The organism is Pseudomonas sp. ASL3 (assembly GCF_056680425.1).
The window spans coordinates 5,101,868-5,121,087 of sequence record NZ_CM155281.1 but is presented as its reverse complement, the minus strand read 5'-3'; the positions used below and the strand labels follow the sequence as shown (position 1 = coordinate 5,121,087).

Sequence of the window (19,220 nt, the reverse complement as noted above, 5' to 3'; positions counted from 1 at the left end):
CGCTCATTCGGCCGAACTCGCGCAGACTTCAGCGAGTACCCGCAAACGGCGTTTGGCCTCGCTGACAAAGGGGTTGCGCTCATCCCAGGCATAACCGGCGAGGATCGAACTGATCATGCGGCGGATCTCCGGCGAGCTGCCGGAGTGGAAGATCACATCCTGAAAACCGCCTTCATACCAGCCTTCGACGTAAGCACGGAAGGTATCCACGCCCCGTTTTAGCGGCACGGCGAACTCGGTTCTCCAATCGACGGTTTCGCCTTGCAGCTGACGATGCAGCAGGCCGGCGGCCATGCTTGCCGAACGCATGGCGATGGTCACGCCGGAAGAGAACACCGGATCGAGGAACTCTGCCGCGTTACCCAGCAGTGCGAAGCCTGGGCCGTGCAGGGTTTTTACATTGGCCGAATAACCGCCGATGTTCCGCGCCGGGGTATCCCACACCGCGTTTTGCAGCAAGCCTTTGAGGTTCGGCGTTTCGTCGATGAATGCACGCAGGCAGGCATCCAGATCCTGCGGCTTGTCCTTGAAACGCTCTGCCGCGGCGACTACCCCCAGCGAACAGCGGCCGTTGCTGAAGGGGATCAGCCAGAACCAGATGTCGCGATGTTCGGGGTGAGTGGTGATGAGGATCTTGTCGCGGTCGAAACGCGGGTCATCGATGTGGTCTTCGACGTGGGTAAACACCGCTTGGCGAATCGGGAAGTTCGACGGTGCTTCGAGGTCGAGCAATCGCGGCAGTACGCGGCCATAGCCACTGGCGTCGAGGACGAAATCCGCTTCGAGGGTGTACTCGCTGCCATCTTCACGGCGCGCGCGTAGCTGTGGTTTCGGACCGTCGAAATCAGCGGCGGTGATTTCTTCCTGATAGCGGATTTCCACGCCTTGCAGTTCGGCTTGATCGGCGAGCAATTTATCGAAGCGGGCTCGCTCCACCTGAAAGGTGGTCGGCTTGCCCTGGCTGAAGGTGTCGCCAAAATTGAAATCGGTATAGCGCTCACGCCAGGCGAAGGCCGCGCCGTTCTTCAACTGAAAGCCAGCGGCTTGCACGGCTTCGAGCATGCCGGCTTCTTCGACGAAATCCAGGCAGTGCGAGAGCAGGCTTTCACCGATGGAAAAGCGCGGGAAAAGCTGGCGCTCGATGATCAGCACGTCGTGCCCCTGACGCTTGAGCAGCGTAGCGGCGATGGCGCCAGAGGGGCCAGCACCAATCACCACTACTTGGCGTCGTTGCATTTCAGCTATTGGCATAAGGGCTCCTCGCCTGTTCGGCGGGTTTGACAATCATTCGGTTGATGCCTGCGAGGGCGGGTATCAGGGTCGCAATCAAGCCCATCAGCATCAGCGCGAAGTACAGCGCCGGACTGATCAGCTGTTGTTGCAGCAGCAGGTTGAGGAAGACGATCTCACTCAAGCCGCGGATATTGAGCAGCAGGCTTTCACGCCAGCGACTGGCGCCTGCAAACGAAGGCGTGGCCCAGCGCAGGCCGAGCCAGCTGCCGAGCACTTTGCTGGCGATCGGCAGCACCAGCAGCGCACCGAGTTGCAGCCAGCTGAGGCTACTGACGACGCTGTGTACATTGATCTGCACGATGCCGAACGTCAGGATCAGCGGGATCGCCAGAAAGTTCTGCAAGCGTTTGAACAGTGCGGGCTTTAACGGCAGGACAAAGGATTGCTTGAGCCAGGCCATGCAAAACAGGTAGCCGATGCCGAAGATCAGCGCGTTGAGCTTGTAATGTTCGGCGACCACCAGCAGCAGAAAAAAGGTCAGGCTGTACACCAGCGGCTGGCGCAGACGCAACGCCCTGAAGAGCAACGGCACGCAGGCGCCTAGCAGAGGCAGCAGCAGACTGCTCAGGTGCAGAGTGCCTTGCGCGACGGCGAACAGACTCCAGCATGTCAGGTCGATCAGGATCGCGGTCTGCACCAGTCGTCGAGTGGCCGCGGGCGGGTAGTCAATGTGGCGCAGGTACAAATACAGCACCGGGATCGCGGTGATCGCGAACACCAGCCCTACCGCCAGCGAACTCAGCCACGCTTGCTCTGGCAGCAGCCAGAACGCGCAGGCCAGCCCGCAGCAAAACGGCACGCAAAAACTGGGCACGGCGACTTTCAGGCTTTGCCGGTCCATGCGCAGCTCAATCACGTCGCTGAGGATATGCCCGAGCAACAGGGCGAAGCTCAGGCCATACAGGGTCTTGAGCCACACAGGCTCCACCAGCTGCGCGCCGCTGAGTTGCCATTGCGGCTCGATCCAGAACAGCATCAGCAAGGGCAGGCCGAACGTCGCCAGCAGCAATTGGCTGACGATGGGGATCAGGCCCAGGTAGTGACCCAAGCGTGTCGCCAGCGCAAACAGCAGCAAGGCCAGCAACCAGAACAGAGCGATCATCATGTCGCAGGCTCGGCGACGGCCTGTGCATGCGGCCGGCGGCCGGCCCAAGGCGCGAGCATAAAGCTGAAGGCCAGACCGAGACTCACCGACAGGCCAAAATTGCTCACCGCAGGTGTGCTGGAAATCGCCAGCAGGCCGAACGACAGCCAGGTGGTGACAGCCGCAAGCAAGGTGCCGAGCAGGCTGACCGCTGCACCGCCGACCTGCTCACGCATCAGGATTGCGTAATCGACGCTGATGGCCGTGACCAACAGCAGCCCGAACAGGCTGAACAGGGTCAGCGGCTGACCCAGCCAACCGAGGCTGGCCAGACTGCACAGTGCCGCCAGCAGCGGCAACGCGACGATCCGTAGTGCGCCACTGAGACCGAAGGGCAGAATCAGCAGCAACACGATCAAGCCACAGGACAGCAGCTTCAGCTCCGCAGCGCTGATTTGTGTGGCGGCGAACACATCGTTCAAATCGCCGAGACGATCCACCAGCTTTACGCCCTCAAGGTCCAGCGCCTGTACCCGCAACAACGCGGCATTGTTCAAGCCTTGCAGGCTGACGATGCCGGCTACGCCGTCGGTCGTCGTGCCGAGCCACAGCGTGCGCCAGGGCTCGCCCAGCGGGCCGGCCAAGGCCATGTCGATGTCTTCGACTGGCAGCGCCTGCAAGCGCGCCAGCTCAGCTTGTAGCGCGCCTATTGGTACACCCAGATCAATCAACGGCTGCCAATACAGTGACAATTGGTTCAGCGCATCGCGTACCTTGCGTTGCTCGGTGGGCGGGCTCAGCAATTGGTTGAGCGCCAGATAACCCTGCAACTTGTCGAGGCTGACCAGTTGATCGAGGCGTTGGCTCAGCGCGGTCTGCCGTTCCAGCAGTTGTTGCTGATCGGCAGCGCGCACCAGGAAAAATTGACTGGTCGGCTGATAGCCGGTGATGCGGGCAATCGCTTGTGCTTCGGCCATCAATTGCGGGGGCGTGCCGACCCATTGGCGGATGTCATTTTTGCTGGTCAGTTGCCACAGTCCGGCCGCGCAGAACAACAGCAACAGCCCCAGCAGAACGGGCGTACGGACACGACTGATCAGCGCTTCACGCCAGCTCAACAGGTGCTCGGCGATACGCAGCGGCCAGTTGGCCGGGCGCAGTTCGAGGTTGTTGAGCATCGCCGGCAGCAGGCACACGGCGGTCAGGTAAGCGCCGACCAGACCGGCGGCGGAGAACACCGCAATCTGAGTCAGGGCCGGAAAAGGTGTCCAGGCCAGGGCCAGATAGCCGATGCAACTGGTGACCAGGCTCAGGCTCAGGCCCCCCAGGGTCAGACGCAGGGCAGGCCAACTGCGCCAAGGCTTGAGGCTCCAGCTTTTCGACAGATAGTGCAGCGGGTAGTCCACCGCCACGCCAATCAGGCTGGAGCCAAGCACCAGCGTTATCACATGCATATGGCCGAACAGCGCCACGCAGGTCACCGCGCCGAACAACATGCCTACCACCACCGGGACGAACGCCAGCAGCACGCGCCACCGGCGGAAGGCCAGCAGCAGCAACAATAAAATGCCCAGCGTGGCCCCGCCGCCGACCCAGGTGATCTCTCGGGTGGCCTGGCGTTGACCGTTGGCGGCGTACAACAGACCGCTGGCGGCGAGTAATTGCGCATCGCCCTGGCGGGCTTGCTCGCGCGCCGCACTCAGCAGGTCTGCGACCTGTATGGGCAGGTGCATGTCGAACGCATTACCTTTGGTTCGCGCGCGCAGCAGCACCCAGTTTTTGCCGTCGGCGGTGGCAATCAACGCGCCACTGCCGATATCCAGCTGCACCGAGCCATGCTGTGGTTGGCTGTTTTGAATGCGTCCGGTCAGGCCGAGCCAGTCATCCTGGCTGGGCACAAGGCTGAAGCCGGTGAAGGGGTCGAACAGGCTTTGCACACGTTGCTGAATAAAAGCTTGGGGTTGTTCGATCAACTGGCTGCGATCCGCCGCCGACAGCATCGCCAGCCTACCCTGCAGCAGTTGCTGGCGCAGACCGGGGATGTCGGCTTGCAGGTTCCACTGAACCTTCTCGAATAGCCCACTGGCTTGCCATTGTTCGCCCAGTTGTCGGGCCAGATCGATGGCGTTCTGGCGATCCTTGTGGCCGACCAGCACCAGCATCTCTCGGTTGAGCGGTTCCTGCATCCGTTCTTCGGCGCGCTGCTCCAGCGCATCCGGGGTTGAGCCGGGCACCAGTTCCATCAAGTTGGCCGATAAGGGTGGACCGTTGCGCCATTGCCAACCCGCCAGGACCAGCGCTGCCAGCAAGAGGATCAGAAACAGGCGCGGCAGCCAGCGCTCAATCGGCATGCGTCCAGTCAACCCGCGTTTACTCAACAAAGTCGTGGCGCTCCGCATCGCTCAAACTGTCGGCGCTGCTGGTGTCGATCATGCGCAGCAGGGTGCTGTCGCCCTGGGTTTCCAGCAGCTCGATGCGCTGAACCAGCTCGCCGCCGTTGATATTGATCTGCTTGAATACCTGTTGCAGCAGCATTGAACGCGGGGTCAGGGTCAGTTGCCAAGCCTGTGGGTCACCCTTCAGTTGCAGGTCGAAATCACGTTGCAGGCCGCTACTGTCACCTTGCAAGACGGCGAGGAACAGCCGATTTTGCTCGGCACCAGCGCTCTTGTTCGGCAGCATTTGCCAGCCATGGGCATCACGGCGGGCAATGCCGGCAGCGTTGATCCGGTAGTCCTGTTTCAGGGGCGTCGCCAGCAGCCAAAGCAGCCCATAGTCTTTGGCGAGCACGAACTTGCCTTTGCTGGTCAGTGGCTGGGGCAGGGCGCGCAGGTGTTTTTCCTGAATGAAGTCGCCATGGATCACCGAAGGTTTCGCCAGTTGCGCGCTCAGCTGTTGCAGATCGAAGGCGTTGGCCAACGATGACAGGCCAAGCAGTGCAAGGGCACACAGCGCTCTGGAAAGGCGGCTCATGGCAATGCTCTCTGTACCGCTTCGATTAAAACCTTGGGCGAGGCTAGCTGCATCTCGCGGCTGGCCATGTTCACAGCCACCTGAACGGTGGTGGCACGGGTCATGCGCTCGCCCGTGACGGCGTCACTGATCAGGTAATTGATCTTCAAGCGGTTCTCCCATTCGACCAGACTGGCACGCACATTCAGCCGCTGGCCAAAAACTGCGCCGCGCACATAGCGCAGTTGCAAGTCGATCACCGGCCACGCGTAGCCGGCCTCACGCATCTGCGTGTAGTTGTGGTTCAGTTGATCGAGCAACGCACAGCGGGCGACTTCCAGGTACTTGATGTAATGGCCGTGCCAGACAACGTTCATCATGTCGATGTCGAAAAATGGCACCACCACTTCAGTGTCCGCGTGGATCAGGCCTTTACTGCGCATGCAGCCTCCAGTGGCGATCGGCGATCCGTTTCAGGCACAGACGCAGTTCGCCTTCCAGCGCGCGGTCTTCGATCACGGGCGGGAAGTCCTCGCGCAGTTGCTCGTGCATGGCGGCCAGCGCGGGCGACAGGGGGCGTGCATCTTCTGCCTGACTGCGCAACCACACGCCCTGATTGGCTGCGAGCAAGGTGGCGGCGGCGACTTGTTCAGTCAATTCCAGTACTCGGATCGCATCACGGGCGGCGATGGTGCCCATGCTGACCTTGTCCTGGTTGTGGCATTCGGTGGAGCGTGAGAACACGCTGGCCGGCATGGTGTTTTTCAAGGCTTCGGCGGTCCAGGCGCTGGTGCCGATCTGCACCGCCTTGAAGCCGTGATTGAGCATCGCCCGCTCGGCGCTGGCGCCTGACAGGTTGCTCGGCAGACCATGGTTGTAACGCACGTCCACCAGCAGCGCCAGTTGCCGATCCAGGAGGTCGGCGACGTTGGCCACCAGCGTTTTCAGGCTGTCCATGGCGAAGGCGATGTGACCGCCGTAGAAGTGACCGCCGTGCAGCACCCGCTCGGCTTCGGCGTCGATGATCGGGTTGTCGTTGGCGCTGTTCAGCTCGATTTCGATAAACGAACGCAGCCAGTTCAGGCTGTCGGCCAATACCCCCAGCACATGCGGCGCGCAACGTAGCGAGTAGCGATCCTGCAAGCGGTGCAAGGGCGCGGTCGGTGCATCGATGGCCAGATCCTGGCGCAACCACGCGGCGACTTGCATCTGCCCAGGGTGGGGTTTGGCGGCGAACAGGCGCTCATCGAAATGCTCGGGATTGCCCTGCAACGCGACCACGTTCATCGCGGTGATGCGGGTTGCCAGTTGCAGCAGGTAATCGGCGCGGGCGAATGCGAGGCAAGCGAGGCCGGTCATCACTGCGGTGCCGTTCATCAAGGCCAGCGCTTCTTTCGGCCGCAGGACCAGCGGGTCCCAGCCCAATTGGCGGTGCACGTCGCTGGCTTCGCGGCGTTCGCCACGGAACATCACTTCGCGCTCACCGGACAAGGTTGCGGCGACGTACGACAGCGGCGTCAGATCACCGCTGGCGCCCACCGAACCCTCTTCCGGGATCAGCGGCAGAATGTCCTGATCGAGAAACGCCTGCAGGCGCTCCAGCAACTCCACGCGAACCCCGGAAACGCCCTGGCACAGGGACTGCAAGCGCGCCGCCAGCACCGCGCGGGTGGCCTGCGCATCAAGCAGCTTGCCGAGGCCGCAACCATGGAAGGTGTACAAATGACGCGGCAGCGCCTCGACGTGCTGCAATGGCACCGCGACCACGCAGGAGTCGCCATAGCCGGTGGTCACGCCATAGATCACACCTTCCTTGTCCAGCAGGGAATCAAGAAATTGTGCGCCTTTGGCGATGCGCTGGCGAAATGTGGCGTCGCTCTGCAACTGCGTCCGCACTTGGCGATTGGCCAGTGCCAGCACCTCTTCAATCTGCAACGGCCGTTCGCCGAAGGTTACCGGTTCAAGCGCTTGGGTCGTCATTGGTTTTCCAGAATGGGTAGAAATTGAACCATTGCTGCGGCGCCTCCAGGCAATAGTGGCCGACGCGTTCGGCGTAGTGCTGGGCGTGTTCGGCGATCACCTGTTGGCGATCGCTGCGGCGCCATTGAATGGCCTCGGCGAAGGGCTCGAGGATCACTCGATAACCATGGGTGCCTTTCAGGCAAAAAATCAGATTGATCGGGCATTTCAGCAGGCCGGCCAGCAACCATGGGCCTTGCGGGAAGGCGGCCGGGTGACCGAGGAAATCCACCTGCACGTTGCGCCCGCCATGCAGCGCGACGCGATCGCCAGCGATGGCCAGCCATTCGCCGCGATCCAGGCGTTGGCTCAATTGCAGCATGATCGCCGGGTCCAGCTCACTGACCTGAATCAGGCGCAGATTGGTCGCGCCGGCCTCGCCCAGCAGGCGATTGAAACGTTCGGCGTGCTTGGTGTGCACCAGCACGTTCATGGTGACTCGTTCGCCCAGTTCGGCCAGCGCGCGGCAGACTTCCAGGTTGCCGAGGTGCGCGCCCACCAGCATTTGCCCTTGTCCGCTGCGGAGTCGGGGGCGCAGCAGGGCGTGATCGATAATTTCGATCTGCTCCAATCGCAGCTTGCCGTTCCACACGTCAAGCTTGTCCAGCAGCGAATCGGCGAAGGCCATGAACTGCTTGAACACGCGCCAGCGCGTGGGGCGTAGCATCGATTGCCCGCTCCAGTCGGCCAGGTGCTGCTGGTACTGCCAGGCGCTCCGTCTGGCGCCACGGCCAGACACAAAGAAGTACAGGACGGTGCCGTACAGCACCGGGGTCAACAGTCGTCGCCCGAGACGGCGCACGCCCCAGGCCATCAGCTGCATCAGCAGGAAGCTGCCACGTTCCTTATGTGCGGCCCAATGCTTGGTCGGCTGACTCATGCCTGCCACCGTCGCCAGAGGATCAGGGGCAGACGCGCCAGCATGCCGAAAAACAGCTTGGCATGCATTTTCGAGATCAGTACGTTGTCGCGGAACAGCCGGAAATGCGACAGGCCGTCCTGCGGGTAATGAACCCGAACGGGCAGCCAGCGCATCGGCTGATTGCGCCAGGACAGGCGCACGATGATGTCCGAGTCAAAGTCCATCCGTTTGCCCACCTGCACCGAGTCAATCAGCTTGACGGTCGGTGCCAGGGGGTAGAGCCGGAAGCCACACATTGAATCGCGAATCTGCAATGACAGGCTGTTGATCCAGACCCAGACGTGGGTCAGGTAGCGTGCATACAGGCGGACCTTGGGTACGCTGGCGTCGTATTGCGGATAGCCGCAAATCAAGGCGTTTGGGTGGCTGCGCGAGGCGTCGAGAAACAGTGTGACGTCGTTCAGGTCATGCTGGCCGTCGGCGTCCACTTGCAGTGCATGAGTGAAACCCAGGCGCGCTGCTTCGCGGAAGCCGACCATCACCGCGTTACCTTTGCCTTGGTTGATCGGCAGGCGCAGCAGATAGACGTTCTCTTGCCCGGCCAGCGCTTGCAGCACAGCGGCACAACCCGGGCTGCTGCCGTCGTCCACCAACACACAGGGCAGACCCGCCTTCAGCAGTTTATGCACCACCGCGGGCACCGCCCGTTCGTGGTCGTAGACCGGGATCACAGCGCAGGGCTTATGCATGGGCGGCCTCCAGCACGATACGGCCGCTGGAGCAGGCTGCTTCGGTGTTGTGGTAGGCGAAATGCAATTTGCTGCGTTTGGCATCGAACCGCAGGGTCAGCACGACCTGATCACCGGGACGCACCAATTGCTGGAACTTCAACACTTCCATACCCGCGAATCTGGGCGGCAGGTCCAGCAGGCGCTGACCCAGGTTCAGCGCCCAATCGACCTGTACCACGCCGGGCAGTACGGGGGCCTGGGGGAAGTGTCCGCTGAAGTAAGCCAGATCCGGTGGGACGATCAATTCCAGGCGCAACTCGCCGTCAACATGCTGCTGGCTGAGCAGTTCCGGTTCCTGGGGACGAGCTGCGAGCAGCAGGGCCTCGACCTCGGCCTGGGGTAGTTTGCCTTGAGCGTTAAACGGCAACTGGCGTAACAACCGCCAGCGACGTGGCAGGGCGATGGCCTCGCAATGCGGGCGTAAATGCTCGCGCAGTTGCTCGGTCAGCGCGCGTCGGCCTTGATTGCGCAGGGCGTGCAGGCCGCTATTGCTGAGTACTATCAAGGCCCCCAGGGAGGCCCGGTTTTCCTGAACCACGCCCAGGCGCACTTCGCTGACCCAGTCATGAGTCTCCAGCGCGCGTTCCAGTTGCGGCAGCGAGATGCGTTTTTCTTCAAGTTTGACGATGCGATCCAGACGCCCGAGCAATTCGAAACGGCCATCAGCACTGAAACGAGCGGCGTCGGCGGTGTGTTCGACATGGCCGACGGGCAAGTAGGGCGATTCGATGCGCAGCGCGCCGTCGCTGTCCTGGCTCAGTTGCACCCCTTCAAAGCCCTGCCACAGCCTGTCGCCCTGACGCCAGGCGATGCCGCCGGTTTCCGAACTGCCGAGAATTTCGGTCGGCCATTGGCCCAGGCGCTGGTGCAGGCTTTGCGCGGCCTCAGCGGGCAGCACACCTCCCGAGGAGAACACGCGCCGCACCTTGCTCAACGCCGGCCAATCCAGATGGTCGCTCATGCGCTTGAGCAAAGCCGGGCTGGCGACCCAGGCAAAGGTTGGGTGTTCGCGACTGGTTCGCTGCAAGTCTTCGGGAAATGGCAGCTGTTTGCGTACAAAGCTGCGTCCGGCACACAGCGGCCATAGCACGCGGAACAGCAAGCCATAGATATGTTGGGTGGCGACGCTGCCGATGATGCAGGCCGTGCCGAGATCCGCGCCCCACAGGCGCTCCAGCGCGTCGACTTCATTGGCCAGTTGCCGCAGACGCTTTTCGATCAGCTTCGGTTCGCCACTGGAGCCGGATGTGCACAGGCTCAGTCGACAGGCGTCGAGATCCAGGGCTGCGGGCGACAGCGGCGCGGCCTGTACGTCATCCAGCCGTGTGTCGCCGGTCTGGTCGCTGAGCCATAGATCGACTTCGCTCGACCAGCGCTCGCGGGTTTGCGCTTGCAGGTCGGCGGGCAATAACACGCTGACCCCGGCGCGCCAGGCGCCAAACAAGGCCACGGCCAGCTCGCCGGCGTCCTCCAGGTGCACCGCCAGGCGCTTGATGCCTCGGGCCTGCAGGCCAGCGGCGACGCTCAGGGCCTGTTCGCAGAATCGGGCGTGATCAAGGGGCGGGGCCATCGTCAGTTCACGGGCCGGCAAAGCCTCGAGCAACAGGTGCTCAAGTGATATCCAATTCATGCACGGCCTCTTACACGTTGGCGCAACAGCCATTCACCGGCAAACAGCAGACCCATCAGGCCATAAGCGATCAAGCCGTTGTACAGCGTCCACCAGCTCAGCGGTGCCCACAGGGTCAATGCCGCTGCGAGCAGGCCATTGCACAGAAAAAACAGGCTCCAGACTTTGGTCACCTGTCGGGTGTAGCGGATAGCGATCTCGGGCAAGTCGGGTTCACTCAAGCGCGCCAATCGTTCGACGACGGGGGGACCATAGATCAGGCTGAGGCCGAACAGGCTCAACATGAACCCGCTGACCAGCACCGGGTACCAGCGCAACAGCAGCGGGCTGTCGAGTAACCCCAGCAACAGGCAGAAACCAATGGCGGCAATCGCCATCCCCAGACTGCCAGGACGCCGTTCGCCAGTCAGCGCCCGGGCTAGCCACAGCCCTCCGAGCAACAGGGCGAACTGCCAGGGCGCGAAATGTCCCATGCCGAAATACACGGCAAAGGGGTACAGCGCTCCTGCCAGCAACAGGCCGAGGCTGATCAACCGACTCATGCGGCCGGGTTGACCAGACGGTAGACCGCCTCGACCACGTCGTTGACGGTGCGCACGGATTTGAAGTCTTCTGCGGCAATTTTCTTGCCGGTCTTGCGTTTGATGTGGTCGATCAGGTCCACCGCATCGATGCTGTCGATTTCCAGGTCCTGATACAGGTCGGACCGCAGGCTGATACGCTCGGGTTCAAGCTCGAACAGCTCAACCAGCGCACTGCGCAGGGTGTTGAAGATGTCTTCATGGGTTTGAATGACGCGGTCTTGCATGGTCATTCCTCAGGCCACTTGTCTGGTGCTGACGAACGCCACAAGGCTGTCCACGCTGGTGAAATCGTTGCGGGTGTCATTGGCTTCGGCGTCGATCTTGATGCCATAGCGTTTCTGGATGGCCAGACCCAGTTCCAGGGCGTCCACCGAGTCCAGGCCCAGACCTTCGCCGAACAATATCTGGTCATTGCCGATGTCATGGGGGCTGATGTCTTCGAGACCCAGGGAGTCGATGATCAGTTGCTTAATTTCCAGGTGCAGATCGCTCATCTTTGGCGAGCTCCTTGATAAAGTATTGATGTAGATAATCGTTGAACTTGCGCGAGGCCATAGGCGCCGGGCCAAGCACAGCAAAGGCTTGTGGATCTATATCGGCACCGACGCGCAGACTGAAGTGCACGCGGCGTTGCGGGATGCGATACCAGGGTTCGGCCTTGGTCAGGGTACTGGGCCTGACTTGGATCGTAATCGGGGTGACAAGTTTCGCACCCCGCAGGGCAATTGCGGCGGCGCCACGATGAAAGGCAGGTACCTGCCCGGGTCGGGTGCGCGTGCCTTCGGGGAAGATGATCAGCGTCTGCCCGCTTTGTAGAGCGGCTGCGGCGGTATCGAGCATGTCCATGCTGCCGTCATTGCTGATGTAATCGGCGGAGCGTACCGCCTCCCGGGTAAAAGGGTTCTGCCACAAGCTCTGTTTGACCACGCAGTTGGCATCGCGCACCAACCCGATCAAAAACACTACATCGATCAGCGACGGATGGTTGGCGATGATCATCTGCCCCGGGCGCCCGAGTTTTTCCGCGCCCTGGACTTCGTAGGTCAGGACTCCGGTGCGCTTCATGAACCGGATAAACCGCCAGAACAGCTGACCGATGGTGCGTCGGGCCCGCTGCCTATGGCTGTGCGCATCGCCGGGCAGGCAGCTAAACAAGGGGAAAATCACCAGCCGCAGGCACAGGCCACCCACCCCGAAGAGGGCAAAGCTCAGCGCGGTCGCCAGCAGACGCCAATAATAGGCGTCGCGGCGTTTGTTCAGGGGTGTCGTTGCCAACTCCACACCCGGTTCTTCCATGAATGCTGGCAGGTGGTCTGCTCGCTCAATAGCGTGCGCAGGAAGTTGAGGGCGTGAGGCCACTCGGCGCGGGGCAGGCTTTCGCTACCGGGGCCAAGGGACAATTGCCAGTCCGTGCCTGGGGTCAGTAACAGGCCGACCGCATAAGGGAAGGGTACATCGTCGATCCAGTTGGCATAAGCGTGTGGCGGTTGCTCTTCGGAGACAATCAGCAGTACGGCGGGTGCACCCTCGGCGAGCAGGGCGCAGGCTTCGACGATGCCATGTTCCAGACCATCACCGGCGGCGGCCAACGAGGTCATTTCACTGGTTTCGCCGCGCATGATCGACCACAAACCAATCACTGCGTTGTGCACTGACAGGCTGAACTGGGTGGGCGACAGCGGTTGGTCGGTAGCGAGGTCACTGAGGATGTCGAAGGTGCGCGGTGTTTCGCCATGGCGCGAGACGAACACCAGCGGCAACTGCTCACGACCTTCGGCCAATGGCCAGCCGACGCTGAAGGCCATCCGTGCCAGACGGCTCAGGCGTCTGCGCTGCATGGCCGGTAAAAACGAGACATCGGGTGCCGCGTCGCCACTTGCTACAGGCGACGGGCTCAGGCTCCATTGCTGCCAGTCCTCGACCGTTTCCAGGCCGGGGGCCCAGGCGCGCCATTGTGCGATGTTGAACGTAATCACGAATTCTCTTCCCGCCCCTGCGGGCTTGCCTTTCGCTGCGGTCTCCCGAGCGACACCCATCATGGCGCGACGCTTTTGGCCGAGAGGGTGCGTATTATCCCGATGAGGCTGGCGAGTAGCAAACGCCGTTACAAATAGTTCATTTACAGGAACGCATTCCTACGCTTAGTCGTTTTACATTCTTACATTGCTATGTGGGAAAGTGCTATTGCTGGTGTAAGTCTGAATCCGCTACCAGTGTCTCTTTTTATATGAAGCGCTCGCCCTTGTCCCACGCTTTGCTTAGACTCGGTCCCATTCATCTGGGCCATTTACAGAACCAAGGAGGTCTTTGCATGCGGCGCGTGGTGTTCAATCAGAAGGGCGGGGTGGGCAAGTCCAGCATCGCCTGCAACCTGGCGGCGGTCAGCGCGAACGAAGGGTATCGGACGCTTTTGATCGATCTTGATGCTCAGGCCAACTCGACCCAGTACCTCACCGGTTTGACCGGCGACGACATCCCCATGGGGATTGCTGACTTCTTCAAGCAAACCCTGTCGTCCGGCCCGTTCGCCAAAAAAAGTCAGGTCGATATCTACGAAACACCCTTCGACAACCTGCACGTGGTGACCGCCACGGCTGAACTGGCGGACCTGCAACCCAAGCTCGAGGCCAAGCACAAGATCAATAAACTGCGAAAACTGCTGGATGAACTGGACGAGGACTACGAACGTATCTACCTGGATACGCCGCCAGCGCTGAATTTCTATGCGGTTTCGGCGCTGATTGCCGCCGATAGAGTGCTGATCCCCTTCGATTGCGACAGCTTTTCCCGTCAGGCACTTTACGGCCTGCTCAAGGAAATCGACGAACTCAAGGAAGACCACAATGAGGGCCTGGAGGTCGAGGGCATCATCGTCAATCAGTTCCAGTCCCGCGCCAGCCTGCCGCAACAGATTCTCGATGAGCTGATCGCTGAAGGCCTGCCGGTGTTGCCGGTCTACCTCAACAGCTCGGTGAAAATGCGTGAGTCACATCAGGCCAACATTCCGCTGATTCATCTTGAGCCCCGCCACAAGCTGACCCAGCAGTTTGTGGAGCTGCACAGTCTGCTGGAGTCCGGCCCTCAGCGTTGAGCAATGTCGCAGTGGTTAGCCGGGTTGCGCTGGCCGGGTTAGCCGCAGCGGCGAGAACAATTTCTCGCGCAAAGAGCCTTCGAAGATGGCGTGTGACATCTGTTCGGCGGTCATTCGCGCGGCATCGGCGAGATCTGGCGGAATGGATATGGTCGCTTCCATATCTGCCGGAACGCTTTCCGGGCTTGCCAACAATCGATGACTGCCCAGCGGGCAAGCGCATTGCACCACCTGGCCGTGGGTCGCTACGGCGACATACTCATCAATGAATGTCGGATTGCCTTCAGCGATATAACCGACGCATTCACACGCCGGACACCATACTGGATCGCCCATTCTCGCCAGCTTGCGAAGCTGCACGGCGGCCTTTGCGGAAGCGGTTATGACGAAGCCGCTCGTGGTCGTGAGATCACCTTCCCTGATGACATAAACCATAGATATTCCTTATCCGTTGTGCAAATGGAGTAAGGAAGGCTAGAAGTAAAACGCAGCGGCGAGGGCCGGGAAAACCTGTTTAGGAATTGCCCTACAGGAAAGTCAGCGCGGACACCTGGGCCAGAAAACGCCTAAACCCCTTGGCTTTGCAACCAGGCCAGCAGCTGCGGCAGTGGGAACGCGCCACTTTGGCGTGCGACTTCCTGACCATTCTTGAACAGGATCAGGGTGGGGATCGAGCGGATGCCCAGCTGAGCCGACAGTTGCTGATGGGCTTCGCTGTCCAGCTTGGCGAGCCGACAGCGCCCGGATAGCTGGCTGGCCGCTTGCTCGAAAATCGGTGCGAAGGACTTGCACGGTCCGCACCACTCGGCCCAGACATCCACCAACAGCGGCAGATCGCCTTTTATCTGGCTGGCGTAATCGCCCTGAGTCAATTCGAAAGGTTTGCTGAGCAACACCTGCGCCTTGCAGCGCCCACATTTGGGCTGATCGCCCAGGCGGTCGGCGGGGATGCGATTGAGCCCGTTGCAGTGTGGGCAGGGGATCATGAGTGGGTCGGACATGGGGGGCTCCAAGTGTTTGGCCAATGTCATTGAGTTGGAGTCAATTGTCGAGGTTATCAAGCGTGGCGTGTTCTGGTGTCTGCATCATTTTGAATGGATCGATCTCGGATTGAACGTTGCGAACCAACAAGCGTTGGCTAGGATTTTCAGGGTTGATCGTGCTCACGCGCCCCTGAAGAGAAACAAAATCACTTTTTTGAGGTATCGCAATTTGCGATATTTTTTTGTCTGGTGCGACAAGGGCAAGTGGAGGGAGTAGGACATGAGCGCACTTATCAAACAAGCCGCTGAACATTGGCGCTACGTCGCCCCGCTACTGAGCAAGCCGGCAACCGATGCTGATTACGACGCTCTGGTCGAATCACTGGATGAACTGCTGTCTCTCGTCGGCGAAGATGAAGCCCACCCACTGAACACTCTGGTCATATTGATCGGCGATCTGATTGAGGCTTATGACCATGCGCATCGGCCCATGCCCGTGGTTTCCGGGACAGAAGCCTTGCGCTATCTGATGCGTGAGCATGGTTTGAATCAGGGGGACCTGCCTGAGATAGGTACGCAGTCAGTCATTTCCGAAATTCTCGCCGGAAAGCGTCAGATTAATTTGCGACAGGTACGTTTGTTGGCTGAGCGCTTCTCGGTACCTGCTGACGTTTTTTTCTAGAACGCTCAGAAGACTGTATCCGGTGACGTGTCGCTATTTTTACTAAATGGCGACACGTTCTGATGATGTGTCGTGGGCAACGAACAGCTAATCCCCTAATACTTCCCTCACTCCGGCGACCGTTCGGCGTGGCGCTCCTTGCTGGATAGTCCTATCCGAAGCGTTTGTCTGGCATGGAATGCCTAAAGCGGGTTTCGTCGTCGCCCTGTCAACTACCCGTTCAGAGAGTGGTGCCCAGCCATCGGGCGCAGTAGTCTCTGGCGAAAGCAATCAATCAGTCCCCTTCTTGAATTCAATAGTTGCCTATGAACGATGAGGACCTGGATATCTGTCCAAAGTAATGAGTGATTCAACTGCATTTAGTTGTCCAATCCAAAAATAATGAATTCGGTCTATTGTCGGTTAAGTATGGAGTATCACTATGCGGATTTTTAACCCGGTTGTTCTCTCGTTGGCGCTAGTCGCTGTAACTGCATCGGTTACCGCGCAGGCAGGGCCAAAGGTGCATGTTGTTTTCAAGAATCAAGGGGCGGGAGAAGCAATATATAGGGTCTTCGGTTCCAACGGGGTGACTACTAAGGCCAATGCTTCGCCAACACCTAGTCACAAAGTAGATGCAGGGAGTTTTGAGGCTTACACGGTACAAAGCAATCTTTCTCCCGATGCCAATTATGCTGTCGTACGCTATCAGATGGGCTCGAAGGTTTGTCAGTTTTCAACGACATTCGTCAATGCGTTCGTGCGCAGTGGCGTTAAAGTGCCGAAATGGAACAAAAGCGCAGTCGCCAGTGGAGGGGCTGTCTGTACGGCGGCTATCACAGCCACTAACTTCTCGACGTATGCGTGGTCAGTCGAATTCACAATGAAGTAATGGGAGGTTAGCTGATCTATAGACCCCTGTCCGTGGTGTGCATCAATCCGTGTGATGGGGGTTGTCTGAATATTTAAGTTGGAGTAGCCAATGGTCAATCATATTCAAGCTACGGTTGTCAGCAGTCAGGTGCAGTCTATCTCAAACAATCCTGTTTCAGTTCCAATAGAAGATATCAGCGTCAATACATCCACGTCCGCCTCATCTGATCCCGCGACCATTTCAACGCTTTCTCGTCAATTGGGTGAAAGCGCAGCGCGTGCAGACGTGCGTAATAACAGCCTGAATCACAAGCAACTCGGTGATCTGGCTCTCAAGCTCAGCGATCAGTTCTCGGGTGAGCGCTACTTCGCCAACAAGGCCAAACACGACAGTGAAGTCCCGGATACCGATGACCCGGAATTATTGGCCAGAGCCAAGCACGCTACGGACTATGTCAACCGGACTGCCGGGGGCGACAGAGCTGCGGAGAGCCCTTTTGCTGGCCTGTCCCGTGAGCAGCTCAATCTGATCGCTTACGATGACAGGGGTTCCTATACCGTGAATGAGCGGCGAGCCGCTTGGGTGGGTACACAAATTATGGAGCAAGCGTGGCGGCAGAAAGTGGTGGCCCAAGGCATGGATGAATACAACCGCACCGGCAAGTCGCCTGCCTTTTTCACCGAAGTACTCGCGCACTATGAAGCGCTGCCGCGTATCGAGCAGGCCCAATACCCTGAAGATTATGCGGCCGGCCTGAAAATTAAGATCGACCAAGAAGCCACGGATCCAGGTGTTCGGCCGAAAAACAACTTTCTCACGCTGGTCGAGTTTCTTGCTCGGGCACCCGCACCTGAGGTCGAGAAGCAAGCGGCCTCACCACCCCCTCAATCCCAATTCACGACGAACAACTTATCTCCAGATGCTTCCCCCACTCCGGTGGACGCTCCGCGTAGTTAGCCATGCCAGGCTGTTCGTCGAACGGCTTGCTCAGCACCGCATGCAAACGACGGACTTCTTCGTAGTTGCCGTCCTCGGCTGCATCGATGGCTTTTTGTGCCAGGTAGTTGCGCAGGATGTAGAGCGGGTTGACCGCGTGCATGCGGGTCTGGCGTTGTTGCTCGGTGCCGTTGTCTTCGCGGGCGATGCGCGCCTGGTAGTCGCTGGCCCAGGCGTCGAAGCCTTTGATGTCGATAAAGTCGTCGCGCAGGCGGGTGGCTGCCACGGCGGCGGACTCATCGCCCAGACGGCGGAAGAACAGGGTGTAATCGACGCCGCTGTTTTGCATCAGTTTGAGCAAGCGTTCGATCAGTGTGGCGTCGGCCTCTTCGGCGCGGGTCAGGCCCAGGCGGCGGCGCATCAGGTCCAGGTAGTGAGCCTGATACAGCGGTAGGAACAGGCCGAGGGCTTCGCGCAGGGCTTCGACGCTGATGAAGGGTGTCAAGGCTTGCGCGAGGGCGCTGAGGTTCCATTGGCCGATGGGCACCTGATTGCTGAAGGAGTAACGGCCTTCATGATCGGAATGATTGCAGATGAAGTTCTGGTCGAAGTCATCGAGGAAGGCGAACGGGCCGAAGTCGAAGGTGATGCCCAGAATCGACATGTTGTCGGTGTTCATTACGCCATGGCAGAAGCCATACGCCTGCCACTTGGCGATCAGTTCTGCGTTGCGCTCGACGATCTCCCGGAACATCGCCAGATAGGGTTCGGGTTGTTCCAGGCATTCAGGGAAGTGCATCGCCAGCACATGCTCGCCCAGCGCCTTCAGTTGTTCCGGCTGCTTGGTGTAGAAGAAGTATTCGAAACTGCCGAAACGGATATGGCTCTGCGCCAGGCGTAAGACCATGGCCGCCCGTTCCTGTTTCTCCCGCCACACCGGCGTGCTCGAACCGATGACGCACAGCGCCCGGCTGCTGGGAATGCCCAGTGCGTGCAGTGCTTCGGAAGCCAGAAACTCGCGGATCGATGAGCGCAACACTGCGCGGCCATCACCCATGCGCGAGTAGGGCGTCTGCCCGGCACCTTTGAGGTGCAAGTCCCAGTGCTCGCCGGCGTCGTTGTAAACCTCGCCCAGCAGCAAGCCGCGACCGTCACCCAAGCGTGGGTTGTAGGAGCCGAATTGATGGCCGGAATATACCATCGCCCGAGCGTCGGTGCTGGCCCAGAGTTTGTGACCACTGAAAATTTCGGCGAAGACTGGCAACTCGGCCTGCGCCGGATCGAGATCGAGCAACGCCATGGCGGCAGTACTTGCCACCACCAGACGCGGGTCGGCGATGGGTTCGGGCAGTACCGAAGTGGAGAACGCGTCGCCCAGGCGGGCGAAGCGGTTGTCGAAGGTCAGTTCGTCGAGGGCTTTCAAGGGCCATCTCCAGCAGAATGTCCGAGCATTCTGCTGG

Annotated in this window: 21 protein-coding genes; 4 read left to right on the top strand and 17 right to left on the bottom strand. The window is 60.1% G+C overall.

Going from position 1 to position 19,220, the window contains the following annotated elements; genetic code table 11:
• Positions 1–3 precede the first annotated feature (3 nt).
• The 14 genes from AC1MEE_RS23490 to AC1MEE_RS23425 are packed head-to-tail and all read right to left on the bottom strand — an operon-like array spanning position 4 to position 13,251.
• On the bottom strand, positions 4–1,251 hold the full coding sequence (locus AC1MEE_RS23490) for an NAD(P)/FAD-dependent oxidoreductase (protein ID WP_480411909.1): 1,248 nt from the start codon (positions 1,249–1,251) through the stop codon (positions 4–6).
• Positions 1,238–2,398: a cation:proton antiporter gene (locus tag AC1MEE_RS23485; protein ID WP_480411908.1), complete on the bottom strand. Its 1,161-nt coding sequence runs from the start codon at positions 2,396–2,398 to the stop codon at positions 1,238–1,240. The genes AC1MEE_RS23490 and AC1MEE_RS23485 overlap by 14 nt, the downstream gene beginning before the upstream one ends.
• Positions 2,395–4,728: an MMPL family transporter gene (locus AC1MEE_RS23480; protein WP_480411907.1), complete on the bottom strand. Its 2,334-nt coding sequence runs from the start codon at positions 4,726–4,728 to the stop codon at positions 2,395–2,397. The genes AC1MEE_RS23485 and AC1MEE_RS23480 overlap by 4 nt, the downstream gene beginning before the upstream one ends.
• A gap of 19 nt (positions 4,729–4,747) precedes the next feature.
• A complete protein-coding gene (locus tag AC1MEE_RS23475) occupies positions 4,748–5,350 on the bottom strand; it encodes an outer membrane lipoprotein carrier protein LolA (protein WP_480411906.1) in 603 nt (200 codons plus the stop codon).
• Positions 5,347–5,772, bottom strand: a complete 426-nt coding sequence (locus AC1MEE_RS23470; RefSeq protein WP_480411905.1) for an acyl-CoA thioesterase — start codon at positions 5,770–5,772, stop codon at positions 5,347–5,349. The genes AC1MEE_RS23475 and AC1MEE_RS23470 overlap by 4 nt, the downstream gene beginning before the upstream one ends.
• A complete protein-coding gene (locus AC1MEE_RS23465) occupies positions 5,762–7,309 on the bottom strand; it encodes an HAL/PAL/TAL family ammonia-lyase (protein WP_480411904.1) in 1,548 nt (515 codons plus the stop codon). The genes AC1MEE_RS23470 and AC1MEE_RS23465 overlap by 11 nt, the downstream gene beginning before the upstream one ends.
• Entirely contained in the window at positions 7,290–8,228 is a 939-nt protein-coding gene (locus tag AC1MEE_RS23460) for an LpxL/LpxP family acyltransferase (protein ID WP_480411903.1), read from the bottom strand. The genes AC1MEE_RS23465 and AC1MEE_RS23460 overlap by 20 nt, the downstream gene beginning before the upstream one ends.
• Positions 8,225–8,959 carry a glycosyltransferase family 2 protein gene (locus AC1MEE_RS23455; RefSeq protein ID WP_480411902.1) on the bottom strand — a complete coding sequence of 245 codons (735 nt, stop codon included), beginning with the start codon at positions 8,957–8,959 and terminating at the stop codon, positions 8,225–8,227. Before AC1MEE_RS23455 ends, AC1MEE_RS23460 begins: the two co-directional genes overlap by 4 nt.
• Entirely contained in the window at positions 8,952–10,631 is a 1,680-nt protein-coding gene (locus AC1MEE_RS23450) for an ApeI family dehydratase (RefSeq protein ID WP_480411901.1), read from the bottom strand. The genes AC1MEE_RS23455 and AC1MEE_RS23450 overlap by 8 nt, the downstream gene beginning before the upstream one ends.
• Positions 10,628–11,173 carry a COG4648 family protein gene (locus AC1MEE_RS23445; protein WP_480411900.1) on the bottom strand — a complete coding sequence of 182 codons (546 nt, stop codon included), beginning with the start codon at positions 11,171–11,173 and terminating at the stop codon, positions 10,628–10,630. Before AC1MEE_RS23445 ends, AC1MEE_RS23450 begins: the two co-directional genes overlap by 4 nt.
• Positions 11,170–11,424 carry an acyl carrier protein gene (locus AC1MEE_RS23440; RefSeq protein ID WP_480416322.1) on the bottom strand — a complete coding sequence of 85 codons (255 nt, stop codon included), beginning with the start codon at positions 11,422–11,424 and terminating at the stop codon, positions 11,170–11,172. Before AC1MEE_RS23440 ends, AC1MEE_RS23445 begins: the two co-directional genes overlap by 4 nt.
• Positions 11,425–11,448: 24 nt before the next feature.
• Positions 11,449–11,709 (bottom strand): phosphopantetheine-binding protein, encoded by a 261-nt coding sequence (locus tag AC1MEE_RS23435; RefSeq protein WP_480411899.1) that lies wholly within the window; start codon positions 11,707–11,709, stop codon positions 11,449–11,451.
• Positions 11,684–12,496 (bottom strand): lysophospholipid acyltransferase family protein, encoded by an 813-nt coding sequence (locus AC1MEE_RS23430; RefSeq protein WP_480416321.1) that lies wholly within the window; start codon positions 12,494–12,496, stop codon positions 11,684–11,686. Before AC1MEE_RS23430 ends, AC1MEE_RS23435 begins: the two co-directional genes overlap by 26 nt.
• Positions 12,472–13,251, bottom strand: coding sequence for a beta-ketoacyl synthase chain length factor (locus AC1MEE_RS23425; protein WP_480416320.1), 780 nt, complete (start codon positions 13,249–13,251; stop codon positions 12,472–12,474). Before AC1MEE_RS23425 ends, AC1MEE_RS23430 begins: the two co-directional genes overlap by 25 nt.
• Before the next feature lie 275 nt (positions 13,252–13,526).
• Here AC1MEE_RS23425 and AC1MEE_RS23420 point away from each other — a divergent pair, with 275 nt between their 5' ends.
• Complete coding sequence (locus AC1MEE_RS23420; protein WP_480411898.1) at positions 13,527–14,306, top strand: ParA family protein; 780 nt, start codon at positions 13,527–13,529, stop codon at positions 14,304–14,306.
• A gap of 15 nt (positions 14,307–14,321) precedes the next feature.
• Here AC1MEE_RS23420 and AC1MEE_RS23415 read toward each other — a convergent pair whose 3' ends face one another.
• Both AC1MEE_RS23415 and trxC read right to left on the bottom strand, forming a co-directional pair.
• On the bottom strand, positions 14,322–14,741 hold the full coding sequence (locus AC1MEE_RS23415) for a PAAR domain-containing protein (protein WP_480411897.1): 420 nt from the start codon (positions 14,739–14,741) through the stop codon (positions 14,322–14,324).
• A gap of 131 nt (positions 14,742–14,872) precedes the next feature.
• Positions 14,873–15,307: a thioredoxin TrxC gene (gene trxC / locus AC1MEE_RS23410; protein ID WP_480411896.1), complete on the bottom strand. Its 435-nt coding sequence runs from the start codon at positions 15,305–15,307 to the stop codon at positions 14,873–14,875.
• A 262-nt stretch (positions 15,308–15,569) separates the two neighbouring features.
• Here trxC and AC1MEE_RS23405 point away from each other — a divergent pair, with 262 nt between their 5' ends.
• The 3 genes from AC1MEE_RS23405 (at position 15,570) to AC1MEE_RS23395 (ending at position 17,781) form a co-directional block, all read left to right on the top strand.
• On the top strand, positions 15,570–15,971 hold the full coding sequence (locus AC1MEE_RS23405; protein WP_480411895.1) for a helix-turn-helix domain-containing protein: 402 nt from the start codon (positions 15,570–15,572) through the stop codon (positions 15,969–15,971).
• A 421-nt stretch (positions 15,972–16,392) separates the two neighbouring features.
• Positions 16,393–16,842, top strand: a complete 450-nt coding sequence (locus AC1MEE_RS23400; RefSeq protein ID WP_480411894.1) for a hypothetical protein — start codon at positions 16,393–16,395, stop codon at positions 16,840–16,842.
• Positions 16,843–16,932: 90 nt separating this feature from the next.
• Positions 16,933–17,781, top strand: coding sequence for a hypothetical protein (locus AC1MEE_RS23395; RefSeq protein ID WP_480411893.1), 849 nt, complete (start codon positions 16,933–16,935; stop codon positions 17,779–17,781).
• Here AC1MEE_RS23395 and selO read toward each other — a convergent pair.
• Positions 17,720–19,183, bottom strand: coding sequence for a protein adenylyltransferase SelO (gene selO / locus AC1MEE_RS23390; RefSeq protein ID WP_480411892.1), 1,464 nt, complete (start codon positions 19,181–19,183; stop codon positions 17,720–17,722). The genes AC1MEE_RS23395 and selO overlap by 62 nt on opposite strands.
• Positions 19,184–19,220 lie beyond the last annotated feature (37 nt).